Here is a 16,313-nt window from a genome sequence, read left to right on the forward strand (position 1 = left end):
GGTCGAACATCCGGCGGCGGTACGGCGAATTCCCTGCCGCCCGGGGCGCGAACGGGCAGGTGGGACGTTCGGCGCTGGTTAGGGTGCCGGGGACCGTCCCACCCGAGAGGAGCACCGATGTCCCCCACCTGGCCTGCCGGTCCGAGGCGGGTGCTGGTCGTCGGCATCGACGGCGTCCGGCTCGACCTGCTGCCGTCGCTGCACACCCCGCACCTGGACGCGGTGGCCGCGGCGGGCTTCCTCGCCGGGGTGCAGGTGGACGAGGCGACGCCGACGATGTCCGGGCCGTGCTGGGCGACCGTGGTGACGGGTGTCGGGGTGGCCAAGCACGGTGTGTTCGGCAACCACTTCGGCGGCAACCGGCTGGACGTCTTCCCGGACTTCACCACCCGGCTGGCGGCCGTGCACCGGCGCCGGACCTTCGCGGCGGGCGGCTGGGAGCCGCTGTTCCTGGCCCGCAGCGGCGGCCCGCTGTTCGCGGCGCCCGGGCGGCTGGCGTACATCGCGCCGCTGGAGGACACCCCGGAGGCGTGGGAGGTCTGCGACGAGCGGGTGACCGCGGAGGCCGAGTACGTACTGGGGCGCAGCGACGACGATCCGCAGGCCTCGTTCGTCTACCTGGGCGCGGTCGACGAGACGGCGCACTTCCTCGGCTGCGGCGAGGAGTACCGGCGCTCGGTGGAGACCGCGGACGCCCGGCTCGGCCGGCTGCTGGCGGCGGTCCGCAGCCGCGCCGGGTACGCCGGGGAGGAGTGGACGGTGATCGTGGTGACCGACCACGGGCACCTCGACGGCGGCGGCCACGGCGGGCGCACCGAGCTGGAGCGCACGGCGTGGATCGCGGCGTGCGGCCCGGGGATCGTCCCGGGCGGGCCGGTGCTGCCGCTGCACCACACCGATGTGGCGGCGCACGTGTACGCGGCGCTGGAGATCGTGCCCGACCCGCACTGGACCCTGGACGGCCGTCCGTTCACCCCGGCCGCCGAGCCGGTCCCGGTTGCCTGACGGATCGTCACGTCACAGCGCCTGCACCAGGTGGGCGTAGACCACCACGTTGCCCTGGTAGCCGGTGGCGCGGGTGTAGCCGCCGCCGCAGGTGATGACCCGCAGTTCGGGCCGGGCGGTGGCGCCGTAGACCCGGTCGTCGGGGAAGCCGTTCTTGGGGTGCACCTCGACGGCGTCGACCTCGAAGCGGGCGGTGGCGCCGTCGGCGCGCTGCACGTCGAGGGTGTTGCCGCGGTGCAGGGAGCCGAGCGCCCAGAAGACGGCGCGGCCGCGGTCGGTGTCGACGTGGCCGACCAGCAGGGCGTTGCCGGCGCTGCCGGGAGCGGCGCCGAGGCGGTACCAGCCGGCGAGGTTCCGGTCGGTCGCGGGCGGCACCTCGAGTCCGCCCGCCGGGTCCAGGCCGACGCCGGTGACGGGGGCGTCCACGCCGATCGCGGGGATGCGCAGCCGGGTCGGTACGGAGAAGGGCATCGCCGCCTGCCCGGCCGCGGCGCGGGAGGCGCCGGGGGTCGGGCCGGTGGGTGTCGGGCGGGTGTCCGCGGGCCGGGCGTCGGCCGCGGCGGGCGCGGGCGGGGCCTCGGTGTGCGTGCCGTCGGCCACCAGCCAGGCGCCGACGGTTGCGGCGGCCGTGGCCGTGGCGAGGCCTGCACGGGCCGCGCGGGTCATGGGTCGTCGCACCGTCGGCGCCTTTCTCGCGCTGGGCCCGTCAGGCCCGGGACGGGCGCCTGCGGCGCAGCGCGAGGGTGCCGCCGGCGAGGCCGGCCGCGAGCAGGGCCCCTCCGGCGGCGGTCTCGACGGGATCGGCACCAAGGACGCCTCCCCCGCCTCCGGCGAGGGAGGGGCCCTTGGGCACGGGCGCATTGGTGGTCGGGAACAGCTCCGGGCCGCAGGTGATGACCGCGGAGGCGCTGCCGACGGTCACTTCGACCGTCCCGGCGCTCTTGGTGACGACCTTCGTTCCGGCGGGGGTGGTGAAGCTGGTGCCGGGGGCTCCCGGGATGCGCTCGCCGCCCTGGGTCTGCGCCACACGGACGTCGCCGACTCCGGCGCAGGCGACGATGTCGCCGTTCACGAGCTCCAGACTGCCGCCCTCGGTACGGCCCTTGATGGGTGTCGCCGTGCCGCCGTCGGCGTGTGCGGCGGCGGCGCCTGCGGTGAGCATCGCGAGCACTCCGCAGGCCACGGCGGCGGCTGCACCCGCTCTCGTCCCAACCGACATCTGTCCTCCTTGCCCGTGGAGCCGCGACCGTTCCGCGGTCCCCTGGCCCCAAAGGGTCCCGGAGCAAGAGCGGACATACCACCGCCAATCGGGTGTTTATAACGACAACTCACATAATCCGCTTACGAATTGTCAGGGTGGCGGCGAAGCCGGCCCGGCAGCGCGGGCCGCTCAGCCGAGGTCCAGCTGCTCCCCGGCGGCGAGTTGGGCGAACGGCGCCCCGGTGCCGGGGCCGCCCTCGCCGAGGAGACGGCCGTGCACCGTCTGCCCGACATCGCTGAGCACCGCCTCGTGGATCGCCAACGCCCGGCCGGGGCCCGCCTCGCGGACGTAGTCGATGAGTTCCGACACCTTGGCCCACGGCCCGGCGATCGGCAGCAGCAGCACGTCGATCGGGTTCGGCGGCACGGTCAGCGCATCGCCCGGGTGGAAGACCCGCCCGTCCAGCAGGAAGCCGATGTTGCCGACGCGCGGGATCTCGGGGTGGATGACCGCGTGCCACTCGCCGTGGACGCTGACGCCGAGGCCGTTGACGTCGAAGGCGTCGCCCTCGCCGACCGCGGTGACGCGGGCGCCGATGCCCTCGAGCCTGTCGGCCACCGAGCGGTTGGTCCAGATCCGCAGCCCGGGGTCGGCCTCGACGGCGGCGCGCAGCCGCTCCTCGGCGAAGTGGTCCATGTGCTCGTGGGTGATCAGGACGGCGTCCGCGCCGCGGGTGGCGTCGGCCTCGGTGAACAGGCCGGGGTCGATGACGACGGTGGTGCCCTGGTGTTCGATCCGGACGCAGGCATGCCCGAGTTTTGTCAGTCGCATGGGCAAAACAGTACAGCAAGACTGCACAGATGTGCTGCACATATTTCCGGTAGCATCGTCCCCATGGACGAGGTCGACCCCCTGGAGCTGGCCGCCGAACTGCGCACCGCGATCGGCACCCTGGTACGCACCCTGCGGCCCGGCGACGAACTGCCGCAGAACCAGGCCGCCGTCCTCGGCTGGCTGGTCCGCGAGGGCCCCCGCACCACCAGCGAGCTGGCCGCCCTGCAGCGGGTGCGCCACCAGTCGATGGCCCGTACGGTCGCCCTGCTCTCCGAGGCCGGCCTGGTGGAACAGCGCCCGCACGCCACCGACGGCCGCAAGCTGCTGATCACGGCCACCGACACGGGCACCGCCGCCCTGCACGCCCAGCGCGCCCGCCGCGAGGGCACCATCGCCACCGCCCTCACCGAACGGCTCACCCCCGAAGAACTGCACGTCCTCCAGCAGGCCGTCCCCCTCCTGCGCCGCCTGGCCTAGGGAAGCGCACAGGGGCGCGGGGAACTGCGCAATTCGGATGCGGGCCACTGCACGAACCAGGGCCGGCCCTGCCGGACTCACCCGGACGGGTGCATGCCGGGCGGCTCGGACGCGCGTTGGTCAGGCCGCCCGGTTCCGCGCCTCCGAAGGGACGCCCGCCATGACCCCCGTCCGTACCGCCCTGGTCCTCGCCGCCGCAGTCTGCGGCCTGCTGCTCGGCACCGCGGGCTCCGCCGCCGCCTGCGGCCCGCTGGACGTGGCGGCCGGCCTGGCACCCGGCTTCGGCAACGCCTGCATCAATCGCTGACCGGACGCGGGCACGCCGAAAACGCCGACGGCGGCCGGCAGCGGGCGATGCCCGCGCCGACCGCCGTCCGCGGCGTCCGTGTCAACTCCCCCGCCGTGTCCGCTCCCCCGGGGTCAGCTCCCGACGGCCACCGGCTCGGCGTCGGCGCGCTGCGCCGGCAGCACCGGGCGTGCGGCGAGCGGCGGCAGGTCGACGTGCTCGCTCAGGCCGATCCGGCGGTGCAGCTTGCGCAGCGGCGCCGGCGCCCACCAGTTGAACTCGCCGGCCAGGCTCATCGCGGCCGGCACCAGCAGGCACCGCACCAGGGTGGCGTCCACCGCGACGGCCACCGCGAGCGCGATGCCCATCTGCTTGACCATGAGCATCTGCCCGGCGGCGAAGCCGGCGAAGACGATCACCATCAGCAGTCCCGCCGAGGTGATGATCCGGCCGCTGCGCTGGAGTCCGAGCTGGACGGAGCGGGTGCTGTCGTGGCCCTGGTCGTACAGCTCCTTGATCCGGGAGAGCAGGAAGACCTCGTAGTCCATCGACAGCCCGAAGGCGAAGGCGAAGACCAGCACCGGGACGAAGGGTTCCAGGCCGCCCGCCGGGGTGAAACCGAGCAGGCCGCTGAACCAGCCGTGCTGGAAGACCAGGGTGAGCGCGCCGAGCGAGGCCCCGAGCGACAGCAGGTTCATCAGCAGGGCCTTGACCGGCATCACGGCCGAGCCGGTCATCAGGAAGAGCAGCACCAGGGTGCCGACCGCGACCAGGCCGAGCGCCCACGGTCCGCGGGTGGAGACCTCGTGCTGGAAGTCGACGACGGAGGCCGCGTCGCCGGTGACGTAGGTGGTGAGCCCGCCGCGGTCGGCCCGCAGCTCGTCGACCACCTCGCGGGCCCGGTCGCCCTGCGGGTCGCCCTTCACCATGACGTCGACGGTGGTGAGGTCGTCGCCGACCGGGGTGACCGCGCGGACGCCTGAGACGCCCGGCAGCTTGGCGACCACGTCGTCGGCGTACGCCTGCGCGGCCTTCTGGTTGCTCGCCACGACCACGGTGACGGGGGCGGGGGCCTGGTCCGGGAAGCGCTGCGCGACGGTGTCGGCGACCTGCCGGGAGGCGAAGGACTTCGGCAGCACGTCCGCGCCGGAGCTGCGCGGCTCGGCGCCCAGGAACGGCGCGCCGGCGGCGGTCAGCAGGGCGACGCAGAGCAGCATCACGGGCAGCGCGCGCTTCTGCACGCGGCGGACCGTCCGGGAGAAGAAGCCCTCGTCGGGAACGGGCTCGGTCGGCGTCTTGATCCGGCGGCCGACGAAGCCGAGCAGCGCGGGGACGAGGGTGAGGGCGGCGGCCATCGCGATCACCACGACGCTCACGCCCGCCACCCCGACCGCCCGGAAGACCGGGCTGGTGAAGACGAACAGGCCCGAGAGGGCGACGGCGACGGTGAGGCCGGAGAAGGCGACGGTGCGGCCCGCGGTGGCCGAGGTGCGCTCCACGGCCTGGGCGATGGTGGCGCCGTGGCCGCGCTCCTCGCGGAAGCGGTTGACCATCAGCAGCGCGTAGTCGATGGAGAGGCCGAGGCCGAGCACGGTGGCGATCGGCAGCACGCTGGTGTCGATGTCCATGATCCGGCTGAAGCCGAACATGGCGAGCAGGGCGCCGCCCACCGAGGCGATCGCGCCGATGCCGGGCAGGCCCGCGGCGGCCAGGCCGCCGAACACCAGCACCATGACGATCAGGGTCAGCGGCAGGGTGACGATCTCGCCGAAGCGGGTGTCCTTCTCGGTCTGGTCCTTGACCTCCTGCTCCAGCACCAGGTCGCCGCCGACGGTGACGTGCGCGCCCGCGGCGTCGATCTTCTCCAGCCGCTCGGTGACGGCCTCGATCTGGGCGGGGGTGGAGGAGTCGGCCATCCGGACGGCGACCAGGCTCGCCCGGCCGTCGGCGGAGGCCATCCCGGGGGCGCCGGAGTAGGCGTCGGCGACGGAGGCGACGCCCGGCAGGTGCGCGAGGTCGTCGGCGGCCGTGGTGACCGCGGTGCGGACGGCCTGGTCGGAGACCGGGGCGCCGTCCACCACGGCGGTGACCGTCCCCTTGACCGGGTCGGCGGCCTGGACGACCGCGGTGCCCCGGGCGGCCTCGGAGCCGCCCGTCCCGCCGCCTGCGACCGAGCTCTCGAAGACGCGGCCGCCGATCAGGACGCCGGCCGCGAGGATCAGGGCCCAGAAGGCGAGGACCCAGCGGCGGTGGCGGTAACACGCTCGACCGAGGGCCGCGAGCCGCCCGCTGACACGGTGGTCGGCGGGCGAGGGCGAGGCAGCGGGGAGGGGTTTGCGCATGAAGGAGCCTTTCGGGCAGTTCCCCCTCAATGTAGGCGCAAAGTCCGATTCGTCCTATAGAGGGACGATGAGCCTCATCTCACAATTCCCCACACATAAAAGACACATAAGAAATATCGGACAACAAAGCGGAACCCCCGCCCGGATCAACCGGGCGGGGGTTCCGCCTACTGCTCAGCTCTCAGGCTGCGATCAGCTCTGGCCGCCGGCCAGCTTCTCGCGCAGAGCGGCGAGCGCCTCGTCCGAAGCGAGAGCGCCGGAGCCCTCGTCGCTGCTGGAGGAGTACGAACCGCCACCGGAGACCGGGGCCTCCTCGCCGGCCTCGGCGGCAGCGGCGGCGTCGGCCTCGCGGCTCTTGATGACCTGGGCCTGGTGCTGCTCGAAGCGGGCCTGGGCCTCGGCGTACTGCCGCTCCCACTCCTCGCGCTGCTTCTCGAAGCCGGGCAGCCAGTCGTTCGCCTCGGGGTCGAAGCCCTCCGGGTAGATGTAGTTGCCCTGGTCGTCGTAGGACGCGGCCATGCCGTACAGGGTCGGGTCGAACTCGACCGACGCCGGGTCGGCACCGAGGGACTCGTTGGCCTGCTTCAGCGAGAGGCTGATGCGACGACGCTCGAGGTCGATGTCGATGACCTTGACGAAGATCTCGTCGCCGACCTGGACGACCTGCTCCGGGATCTCGACGTGGCGCTCGGCCAGCTCGGAGATGTGGACCAGGCCCTCGATGCCCTCGTCCACGCGGACGAACGCACCGAACGGAACCAGCTTGGTGACCTTACCCGGAACGACCTGGCCGATCTGGTGGGTACGGGCGAACTGCTGCCACGGGTCCTCCTGGGTCGCCTTCAGCGACAGGGAGACGCGCTCGCGGTCCATGTCAACGTCGAGAACCTCGACGGTGACCTCCTGGCCGACCTCGACAACCTCGGACGGGTGGTCGATGTGCTTCCAGGACAGCTCGGAGACGTGCACCAGGCCGTCGACGCCGCCCAGGTCCACGAAGGCACCGAAGTTGACGATCGAGGAGACGACGCCGGAGCGCACCTGGCCCTTCTGCAGGGTGGTGAGGAAGGTCTGGCGGACCTCGCTCTGGGTCTGCTCCAGCCAGGCACGGCGGGACAGGACCACGTTGTTGCGGTTCTTGTCCAGCTCGATGATCTTGGCCTCGAGCTCCTTGCCGACGTACGGCTGGAGGTCGCGGACACGGCGCATCTCGACCAGCGAGGCCGGGAGGAAGCCGCGGAGGCCGATGTCGAGGATGAGACCACCCTTGACGACCTCGATGACGGTACCGGTGACGATGCCGTCCTCTTCCTTGATCTTCTCGATCGTGCCCCAGGCGCGCTCGTACTGGGCGCGCTTCTTGGACAGGATCAGGCGACCCTCCTTGTCCTCCTTCTGGAGGACCAGGGCCTCGATGTTGTCGCCGACGGCGACAACCTCGTGCGGGTCGACGTCGTGCTTGATCGAGAGCTCGCGGGACGGGATGACACCCTCGGTCTTGTAACCGATGTCGAGGAGCACCTCGTCACGGTCGACCTTCACGATGACGCCCTCAACGATGTCGCCGTCGTTGAAGTACTTGATGGTCTCGTCGATCGCCGCGAGGAACGCGTCCGCGTCGCCGATGTCGTTGACCGCAACCTGCGGGGTGGTGCTGACAGAGGTGTCGGTGGGGCTCGTCATTAGGAAAAGGGCTCCGGTACGGACATGAAGTCGTAGGTAATGCCACGCGGAGGGCCCTGATCGCTCCCACCGAAAGCCGGACAGCCAAGAACACGGCACACCGACCCCCATGAAAAATCCTGAAGGGTAGGTGTCCGTCTTGCAGACCGTGGGGTCTTCGACAGATGCGAGCGCGACCTGCTCCGTCCGAGGCGCGCAGGCCCGCAGCGCAACTTGTAGCATACGGGGACAGCCGGGCACGGTCAACGCCGAAGACGGCGAGACCGGTGGAGGCCGGGAGATTCCAGGCCATATCCTCCGATAGCGCACCCGGACGGCGGCTGTCGCAGGGATGACGTCCCCGGATGCCACCGCCCCGACCCGGCCCCGTACGGAGCCGGTTCACGGCAGCGGCGCTTCCGCATCCGACACCCTACGCGACGGGCCTGAGCATCGTGACCACCACCCCCGACCACCTCGCCGGCGACGACAGCGACGAGGACGACGCCGTACGGCGCCCGGCCGGCCCCGGCGAGTCCAGCCGGGCCAGCCGCCACTGGTGGGACCGCAACGCCGACGAGTACCAGGACGAGCACGGCGCCTTCCTCGGCGACGACCGCTTCACCTGGTGCCCCGAGGGCCTCGACGAGGCCGACGCCCGCCTGCTCGGCGACCCCGCCGCACTCCGGGGCCTGGACGTGCTGGAGCTCGGCGCCGGCGCCGCCCAGTGCTCCCGCTGGCTCGCCGCCCGCGGCGCCCGCCCCGTCGCCCTCGACATCTCCCACCGGCAGCTCCAGCACTCCCGGCGGATCGACCTCGGCCGCGGCACCGAGCCCGTCGCCGTCGTCCAGGCCGACGCCGCCGTGCTGCCCTTCGCCGACGGCGCCTTCGACCTCGCCTGCTCCGCCTACGGCGCGGTGCCCTTCTCCGCCGACACCGCCGCCCTGATGCGCGAGGTCCACCGGGTGCTGCGGCCCGGCGCCCGCTGGGTCTTCTCGGTGACCCACCCCATCCGCTGGGCGTTCCCCGACGAACCCGGCGTCGAAGGCCTCACCGCCACCGCCTCCTACTTCGACCGCACCCCCTACGTCGAACAGGACGAGCAGGGCCACGCCACCTACGTCGAACACCACCGCACCCTCGGCGACCGGGTCCGCGAGCTCACCGCCGCCGGCTTCCGGCTGCTCGACCTCGTCGAACCCGAGTGGCCCGCCGACCACGAGCAGGAGTGGGGCGGCTGGTCCCCGCTGCGCGGCCGGCTCATCCCCGGCACCGCGATCTTCGTCGCACAGCGGGGCTGAGCACCGGTGCGCCCCGCCGGCCTGGAACTCCCCGTCCGCACCGCCGTCGCACCGCTGCAGCGCGCCCTCGCCGAGCACGGCGCCGCCGTGCTCGCCGCACCGCCCGGCTCCGGCAAGACCACCCTCGTCCCGCTCGCCCTCGCCGGGCTCGCCGACGGCCTGCCCGGGCCGGCCCGCCGCGTCCTGGTCGCCGAACCGCGCCGGCTCGCCGTCCGGGCCGCCGCCCGCCGGATGGCCTGGCTGCTCGGCTCCGCCGTCGGCGAGGAGGTCGGCCTCACCGTCCGCGGCGAGCGCCGGACCGGCCCCCGGACGGTGGTCGAGGTGGTCACCACCGGCGTCCTGCTGCAGCGCCTGCAGCGCGACCCGGAACTGCCCGGCGTCGACGCCGTCGTCCTCGACGAGTGCCACGAACGCCACCTGGACGCCGACACCGCCCTCGCCTTCCTGCTCGACGTGCGCGCCGCCCTGCGGCCCGAACTGCAGCTCGTGTGCGCTTCCGCGACCTCCGACACCGCGGCCTGGGCCGAGCTGCTCGGCGGCGCCCCGGTCGTCGAGGCGCACGGCCTCTCCCACCCCGTCGAGGTGGTGTGGGCGCCACCGCCGCGCGCCGTCCGGCCCCCGCACGGCACCCGCACCGACCCACTGCTGCTGGAGCACGTCGCGGCGACCGTCCGCCGCGCCCTCGCCGAGCAGGACGGCGACGTGCTCTGCTTCCTGCCCGGCGTCGGCGAGATCGCCAGGGTCGCCGGGACGCTCGGCACCGGCGCCGAGGTCCTGCAGCTGCACGGGCAGGCCCCGCAGGCCGTGCAGGACGCCGCGCTCGCCCCCGGCGGACGCCGCCGCGTCGTCCTCGCCACCTCCGTCGCCGAGTCCTCGCTGACCGTGCCCGGCGTGCGCACCGTCGTCGACTCCGGCCTCGCCCGCGAACCGCGCACCGACCACGCCCGCGGCCTCGCCGGGCTGGTCACCGTCCGCGCCTCGCTCGCCGCCGCCCGGCAGCGCGCGGGCCGCGCCGGCCGCGAGGCCCCGGGCACCGTCTACCGCTGCTGGGCCGAGGTCGAGGACGCCCGCGCACAGCCCTACCCGACCCCCGAGATAGCCCTCGCCGACCTCACCGGCTTCGCCCTGCAGGCCTCCTGCTGGGGCGACCCGGACGCCCGCGGCCTCGCCCTCCCCGACGCCCCGCCCGCCGGCGCCATGGCCGCCGCCCGGGCCACCCTGCAGGCACTCGGCGCCGTCGACGCCGACGGCCGGGCCACCGACCGCGGCCGGCGGATCGCCCGCACCGGCCTCCACCCGCGGCTCGCCCGCGCCCTGATCGACGGCACCGAACTCGTCGGCGCCCGGCGCGCCGCCGAACTCGTCGCCCTGCTCTCCGAGGAACCGCCACGGGCCCTCGGCGACGACCTGCTCGCCGTCTGGCGGGCCGTGCGCAACGCGGAGGACCCGTACGCCAGGCGCTGGCGGGAGGAGGTCCGGCGGCTGCGCCGCGAGGGCGGCGACGGAACGGCGGCGGTGGCCGACCCGGCCGCCGCCGGGCTGGTCGTCGCGCTCGCCCATCCGGAGCGGATCGCCCGCGCCCGGGGCGGCGACCGCGGCTACCTGATGGCCTCAGGGACGGCCGCCGAACTCGGCGCCGGCTCCCACCTGGCGGGCACCGAATGGCTCGCCGTGGCCGTCGCCGACCGCCCCGCCGGCTCGCCCTCGGCCCGGGTGCAACGGGCCGTCGCCCTCGACGAGGCGACCGCCCGGCGGGCCGGTGCGGCCCTGGTCACCGAGCGCGAGGAGGTCCTCTGGTCGGCCCGCGGCGGCGAACTCACCGCCCGCCGGGTCGCCCGGCTCGGCGCGGTGGAGCTGACCGCGGCCCCGCTGGAGGCCCCGGACCCAGCGCTGGTGCGGGCCGCCCTGCTGGACGGGCTGGCCCGCGAGGGCGTGTCCGCGCTGCTGACCTGGCCGCCCGCCGCGGAGGGGCTGCGGGAGCGGCTGGCCTTCCTGCACCGGACGCTCGGCGACCCCTGGCCCGACGTCTCCGACGCGGCGCTGCTGGAACGGTCCGGCCACTGGCTGGAGCCCGAGCTGTCCCGGGCCCGGCGCCGCGCCGACCTCGCCCGGATCGACACCGCGGCCGCCCTGCAGCGCCTGCTGCCCTGGGCGAGCGGCGAGGCCGGCCGGCTGGACGAACTGGCGCCGGAGCGGATCACCGTGCCGAGCGGCTCGAAGATCCGGGTGGACTACTCCGGGGACCGGCCGGTACTCGCCGTGAAGCTCCAGGAGCTGTTCGGCTGGCAGGCCGCCCCGGCCCTCGCGGGCGGCCGCGTCCCGCTGACCGTGCACCTGCTCTCCCCCGCCGGCCGCCCGGCCGCCGTCACCGGGGACCTCGCCTCCTTCTGGCGCGACGGCTACCGCGCCGTCCGCGCCGACCTCCGCGGCCGCTACCCCCGCCACCCCTGGCCCGAGGACCCGGCCACCGCCGAACCCACCCGCCGCACCAACCCGCGCAAGTGATCGACGACCTGATCGCCCTCGACGGGCGCGGGCGCACGGTGCCGACCGAGCGCGCCGCCCTCGCCGAAGCGGTCGAACGGCTGTCGGCCGAGCCCGACGGCGACCCGCGGCGGCTGCGCCGGATCGGCATCGGGCTGCTCGCCCCGGGCGCGCACCGACGCGCGGAGCAGGCCCTCGACCGGGCACTCGGCCCGGCCCCGGCAGGCGGGGACGCCAGGGCCGTCGTGGCGGTGTCGATCAACCTCGGCGACGTCCACCGCTACCGCGGCCGGCCGGACGAGGCCGAGCCGCACTGCCTCCGCGCGCTGGACACCGCCCGGACGAGCGCCCCCGGCCCGGTCGACTTCGCCCTGCAGCACCTGGGCGAGCACCACCACGAGCAGGGCCGCCGCGGCGAGGCGTGCGCTGCCTGGAGGAAGCCCTGACCCTGCGCCGCGCCAAGGTGATCCGGCCCTGACCGCCTCCACCGAGACGGCCCTCCGCCCGGCGCGGAACGGCGCGCGCTAGCGGGGCAGCGGGGTGCCGGTCTTGACCGGGTCGCAGGTCATGATCTCGCCGGCGGGGTTGGTGGCGCAGTTGCCGTTGCGGGTGCTGCTGCCGCCGTCGTTCTGCGGGTCGTCGGTGCGGGGGCTGACCTGCGTGCGGGGCTTCTTGGTGGCCCTCGGGGCGGGCGTGGCGGCCTTGGAGGGCGCCCGCGAGGGGGACGCGGTCGGGGAGGCGGACGGCGTCGGCGAAGCCGGGGCCGCGGTGCTTGCCGACGGCGCCGCCGTCGGGGCGGCCGGGGTGGAGGCGGTCGGCACCGGCCGGGCGGCCGGCGGGTGCCCGGACCCTCCGGACAGCGCCCAGGCGCTGCCGCCGACCGCCAGCAGTGCCGCGCCCGCACCGGCGCCGATCAGCACCCGGCGCCGGCGGCTGCGGACAGCTCTCCCGTCCTCGTCCATCTCCGCACCCCTCTGCGATCTTGAATCGTGGCGCGGATTCTAGACGGACCCGGGCCCCCGGCCGCCGCCGGTCCCACCCGCGGCGACAGGAGCCGTCAGACCGTGCCCCCGGCCGGGGCGGGCTCCCAGGGGCGGAACCACGGGTCGGGCCACTGCTCGGCCGCGGCCAGCAGCGGGTAGAGGGTGGCTCCGTCGAGGGTCTCGCGGATGATGTCGGCGTGTCCGCCGTGCCGGGCGGTCTCCTCGATGAGGTGCAGCAGGACCCACCGCACGGACCAGGCGTCGACGTCGGCGGGGAACCACGGCAGGCCCTTGGGAACGGGTACCGGCCGGCCGAGGTCGGGGATGCCGGCGACGATCGCGTCCGTCTCGGCGGCGGCCTCCGCGTAGTCGGCGAGCACGCCCGCGAGCGTCTCGCCGGGCGCGAGGACGAAGTCGGACGCGTCGTCCTCGTCGGCCGCGCGCTCGGGGCCGCGGCGCCGCTGCAGCACGAGGTCCATCCAGCCGCGCTCGCAGCGGGCGGCGTGCTTGACCAGCCCGGCGATGCTCAGCTCGCTGGCGGACGGCGTCGAGGTGGCCTGTTCGTCGGTGAGGCCGTGCGCGGTGACGCGCAGGCACTGGCGCTGCTGGGCGAGGTAGGCGAGCAGCGCGTGGCGCTCGTCGGTGACGGGCGGAACGTGTCCGGGCATGCGGAGGTGCCTCTCGGGTGGAGTGGGTCGGCCGCGGAGCGGCGCGCTCGCCCGCAGGGACGACCCTCCCGCCCGGCGGCCGGGCGGGTCAAGGCGGTTCGCAAAGAATTTCTGAAAGTTGCAGCAATGTCTTGCAGAAGCGGGGCGCGCCCGGACGCGAACGGCACGGTGCCGCGGCCCCGCCCGGTGAGGGCAGGACCGCGGCACCGTGCCGTACAGGGGCCGGCTCAGTGGGCGGCGGCCTCCCAGTTGGGGCCGTCGCCGACGGAGACGTCGAGCGGGGCGCGCAGCGGGTAGGCGCCGGCCATCTGCTCGCGGACGAGGGCCTCGACCTGCTCGCGCTCGCCGGGGGCGATCTCCAGGACGATTTCGTCGTGCACCTGGAGGAGCATCCGGGAGCCGAGGCCGGCCTCGGTGAGGGCGCGGTCGACGTTCAGCATGGCGATCTTGACGATGTCGGCGGCGGAGCCCTGGATGGGGGCGTTGAGGGCCATCCGCTCGGCCATCTCGCGGCGCTGCCGGTTGTCGCTGGTGAGGTCGGGCAGGTAGCGGCGGCGGCCGAGCAGGGTCTCGGTGTAGCCGACCGCGCGGGCCTCCTCGACGACGTTGTGCAGGTAGTCGCGGACGCCGCCGAAGCGCTGGAAGTAGGTGTCCATCAGGCCCTGGGCCTCGGCGGGCTTGATGCCGAGCTGCTGGGAGAGCCCGTACGCGGAGAGGCCGTAGGCGAGGCCGTAGGACATCGCCTTGATCTTGCGGCGCATCTCGGCGTCGACGGCGTCGCGGGCGACCTCGAAGACCTGGGAGGCGACGGTGGTGTGCAGGTCCTCGCCGCTGAGGAAGGCCTCGACCAGGGCCTCGTCCTCGGAGAGGTGGGCCATGATGCGCAGCTCGATCTGCGAGTAGTCGGCGGTGAGCAGCGACTCGTAGCCCTCGCCGACGACGAAGGCGCGGCGGATGGCGCGGCCCTCCTCGGTGCGGACGGGGATGTTCTGCAGGTTCGGGTCCTGCGAGGAGAGCCGGCCGGTGGCGGCGACCATCTGGTTGAAGGTGGTGTGGATGCGGCCCTGCGGGCTGACCGTCTTGAGCAGGCCCTCGACGGTGGTGCGCAGCTTGGCCTGGTCCCGGTGGCGGAGCAGGATGACCGGGAGTTCGTTGGTGGTCTGGCCGGCGAGCCAGGTGAGGGCGTCGGCGTCGGTGGTGTAGCCGGTCTTGATCTTCTTGGTCTTGGGCAGGCCGAGCTCGCCGAAGAGGATCTCCTGGAGCTGCTTGGGCGAGCCGAGGTTGAAGGGGTGGCCGGCGGCGGCGTGCGCCTCGTCGACGCAGCGCTGGATCTCGGCGGCGAACTGGGACTCCAGGCCGGTGAGCCAGGTGCGGTCGGCGGCGATGCCGTAGCGCTCCATCCGGGCGAGGAGCTCGGCGATGGGGAGCTCCATGTCGTGGAAGAGCTCGGCGGCGCCGACCTCGGCGAGCCGGGTGTCGAACAGCTCGGCGAGGTCGAGGATGGCGCGGGCCTGCACCATGAGGGCGCGGGCGGCGGCGCCGGCGTCCTCCTCGGGGGCGTCGAAGGCGAGCTGGCCGGTCTCGGCCGCGGCGGTGGGCTCCAGGGAGCGGGCGAGGTACTCCTCGGCGAGGACGTCGAGGGTGAAGGTGCGCCGGCCGGGCTTCTCCAGGTAGGCGGCGAGGGCGGTGTCGGCGGTGACGCCGGCGACCGTCCAGCCCTGCTCGGCGAAGGCGCGCATGACGTGCTTGGCGATGTGCAGGGCCTTGGGGTGGCCGGGGTCGGCGAGCCAGGCTGCGAAGGCCTGGTCGTCGGTCTGGTCGAGGCCGGCCGGGTCGAACCAGGCGGCGGCCTCGCCGGCGGCGAGGGCGATCTCCTGGACGCTGCCGGTGCCGAGGGACCAGGTGTAGACGGCGGCGATCGCGGTGCGGTCCTTGCCGTGCTCGGCGAGCCAGGCGGTGAGGGCGCCGGGCGCGGTGAGGACGTCTCCGGCGACCTCGGGGCCGGCGACGGTCTCCGGGGTCTCGGTCTCGGCGGCGCCGGCCGGGTCCATGGCGTGGACGCGGTCGCGGAAGTTGGGGTTGCGGAACTCCAGGGCCTCCATGATCCGGCCGACGCCCGCCTTGTCGAAGGGGGCGCGGACGAGGTCGGGGACGCCGAGCGGCAGGTGGACGTCGCGGACCAGCTCGGTGAGCACGCGGTTACGCTTGACGGAGTCGAGGTGCTCGCGGAGCTTCTCGCCGATCTTGCCCTTGACCTCGTCGGCGCGGGCGACCAGCTCGTCGAAGGAGCCGAACTGGTTGACCCACTTCGCGGCCGTCTTCTCGCCGACGCCGGGGATGCCGGGCAGGTTGTCGGACGGGTCGCCGCGCAGCGCGGCGAGGTCCGGGTACTGGGCGGGGGTGACGCCGTACTTCTCGAAGACCTTGTCGGGGGTGTAGCGGGTGAGCTCGGAGACGCCCTTGGTGGGGTAGAGCACGGTGGTGTGCTCGCCGACGAGCTGGAGCGAATCCCGGTCGCCGGTGACGATGAGCACCTCGAAGCCCTCGGCCGCGGCGGCGGTCGCCAGGGTGGCGATGACGTCGTCGGCCTCGAAGCCCTCGGCGGTGATCCGGGGGATGCTCATCGCGTCCAGGAGCTCGCCGATCAGGCCGATCTGGCTGCGGAACTCGTCCGGGGTGGCGGAGCGGTTCGCCTTGTAGTCGGGGAACTCGGCGGAGCGGAAGGTCTGCCGGGAGAGGTCGAAGGCGACCGCGAGGTGGGTGGGCTGCTCGTCGCGGACGGTGTTGGCGAGCATCGAGGCGAAGCCGTAGACGGCGTTGGTCGGCTGCCCGGTGGTGGTGTTGAAGTTCTCCACGGGCAGCGCGTAGTAGGCCCGGTAGGCCATCGAATGCCCGTCGAGCAGCATCAGCCGGCGCCGCCCGCCGCCCGCCGCGTCCTTGTCCGCACCCTGCACAGCCACGTCAACGTCCGTTCCTGCCGGTTCCTCTGCCACCCCCCGATCCTAGGGCGCGGCACCGACAGGGCCCGCCACTTCGCAGGGGCGGCCGCGGCCCGAGGGCCGCGGGCGGC

The 16,313-nt window shown here is 74.3% G+C and carries 14 protein-coding genes; 6 read left to right on the forward strand and 8 right to left on the reverse strand.

Annotated features, from left to right (window positions below; all coding sequences use genetic code 11):
* Positions 1 to 117: 117 nt before the first annotated feature.
* Entirely contained in the window at positions 118 to 1,005 is an 888-nt protein-coding gene (locus ACQ614_RS09540) for an alkaline phosphatase family protein (protein WP_431677997.1), read from the forward strand.
* A 12-nt stretch (positions 1,006 to 1,017) separates the two neighbouring features.
* Here ACQ614_RS09540 and ACQ614_RS09545 read toward each other — a convergent pair whose 3' ends face one another.
* The 3 genes from ACQ614_RS09545 to ACQ614_RS09555 all read right to left on the reverse strand — a co-directional run bounded on the left by ACQ614_RS09545 (position 1,018) and on the right by ACQ614_RS09555 (position 3,037).
* On the reverse strand, positions 1,018 to 1,671 hold the full coding sequence (locus ACQ614_RS09545; RefSeq protein ID WP_431677998.1) for a class F sortase: 654 nt from the start codon (positions 1,669 to 1,671) through the stop codon (positions 1,018 to 1,020).
* 40 nt (positions 1,672 to 1,711) lie between these two features.
* Positions 1,712 to 2,224 carry a hypothetical protein gene (locus ACQ614_RS09550; protein ID WP_431677999.1) on the reverse strand — a complete coding sequence of 171 codons (513 nt, stop codon included), beginning with the start codon at positions 2,222 to 2,224 and terminating at the stop codon, positions 1,712 to 1,714.
* A gap of 171 nt (positions 2,225 to 2,395) precedes the next feature.
* The gene (locus ACQ614_RS09555) at positions 2,396 to 3,037 is read right to left on the reverse strand and encodes an MBL fold metallo-hydrolase (RefSeq protein ID WP_431678000.1); all 642 of its coding nucleotides are present in this window, start codon (positions 3,035 to 3,037) and stop codon (positions 2,396 to 2,398) included.
* A 63-nt stretch (positions 3,038 to 3,100) separates the two neighbouring features.
* Between ACQ614_RS09555 and ACQ614_RS09560 the strand changes: the two genes are divergently transcribed.
* Entirely contained in the window at positions 3,101 to 3,517 is a 417-nt protein-coding gene (locus ACQ614_RS09560; RefSeq protein WP_431678001.1) for a MarR family winged helix-turn-helix transcriptional regulator, read from the forward strand.
* A gap of 160 nt (positions 3,518 to 3,677) precedes the next feature.
* Positions 3,678 to 3,824, forward strand: a complete 147-nt coding sequence (locus ACQ614_RS09565) for a hypothetical protein (RefSeq protein ID WP_431678002.1) — start codon at positions 3,678 to 3,680, stop codon at positions 3,822 to 3,824.
* Positions 3,825 to 3,937: 113 nt separating this feature from the next.
* Here the strand turns inward: ACQ614_RS09565 and ACQ614_RS09570 are convergent, their stop codons facing one another.
* The gene (locus tag ACQ614_RS09570) at positions 3,938 to 6,145 is read right to left on the reverse strand and encodes an MMPL family transporter (RefSeq protein WP_431678003.1); all 2,208 of its coding nucleotides are present in this window, start codon (positions 6,143 to 6,145) and stop codon (positions 3,938 to 3,940) included.
* Positions 6,146 to 6,337: 192 nt separating this feature from the next.
* Positions 6,338 to 7,828 carry a 30S ribosomal protein S1 gene (rpsA, locus tag ACQ614_RS09575; protein WP_431678004.1) on the reverse strand — a complete coding sequence of 497 codons (1,491 nt, stop codon included), beginning with the start codon at positions 7,826 to 7,828 and terminating at the stop codon, positions 6,338 to 6,340.
* A 434-nt stretch (positions 7,829 to 8,262) separates the two neighbouring features.
* On the opposite strand from rpsA, the gene ACQ614_RS09580 reads away from it, so the two are divergent.
* Genes ACQ614_RS09580 through ACQ614_RS09590 form a run of 3 tightly spaced genes read left to right on the forward strand, consistent with a single transcriptional unit; the run spans position 8,263 to position 12,038 of the window.
* Positions 8,263 to 9,108: a class I SAM-dependent methyltransferase gene (locus tag ACQ614_RS09580; protein ID WP_431678005.1), complete on the forward strand. Its 846-nt coding sequence runs from the start codon at positions 8,263 to 8,265 to the stop codon at positions 9,106 to 9,108.
* A gap of 6 nt (positions 9,109 to 9,114) precedes the next feature.
* Complete coding sequence (gene hrpB / locus ACQ614_RS09585; protein ID WP_431678006.1) at positions 9,115 to 11,613, forward strand: ATP-dependent helicase HrpB; 2,499 nt, start codon at positions 9,115 to 9,117, stop codon at positions 11,611 to 11,613.
* Positions 11,610 to 12,038: a tetratricopeptide repeat protein gene (locus tag ACQ614_RS09590; RefSeq protein ID WP_431678007.1), complete on the forward strand. Its 429-nt coding sequence runs from the start codon at positions 11,610 to 11,612 to the stop codon at positions 12,036 to 12,038. The genes hrpB and ACQ614_RS09590 overlap by 4 nt, the downstream gene beginning before the upstream one ends.
* Before the next feature lie 78 nt (positions 12,039 to 12,116).
* On the opposite strand, the gene ACQ614_RS09595 is transcribed toward ACQ614_RS09590, so the two are convergent.
* The 3 genes from ACQ614_RS09595 to polA form a co-directional block, all read right to left on the reverse strand.
* Positions 12,117 to 12,554: a hypothetical protein gene (locus ACQ614_RS09595; RefSeq protein ID WP_431678008.1), complete on the reverse strand. Its 438-nt coding sequence runs from the start codon at positions 12,552 to 12,554 to the stop codon at positions 12,117 to 12,119.
* Positions 12,555 to 12,649: 95 nt separating this feature from the next.
* Positions 12,650 to 13,243, reverse strand: coding sequence for a DinB family protein (locus ACQ614_RS09600; RefSeq protein ID WP_431678009.1), 594 nt, complete (start codon positions 13,241 to 13,243; stop codon positions 12,650 to 12,652).
* 227 nt (positions 13,244 to 13,470) lie between these two features.
* Entirely contained in the window at positions 13,471 to 16,149 is a 2,679-nt protein-coding gene (gene polA / locus ACQ614_RS09605; protein WP_431683875.1) for a DNA polymerase I, read from the reverse strand.
* Positions 16,150 to 16,313 lie beyond the last annotated feature (164 nt).

This window comes from Kitasatospora dryopteridis, assembly GCF_050749075.1.
In the GTDB taxonomy this organism is placed as follows: domain Bacteria; phylum Actinomycetota; class Actinomycetes; order Streptomycetales; family Streptomycetaceae; genus Kitasatospora.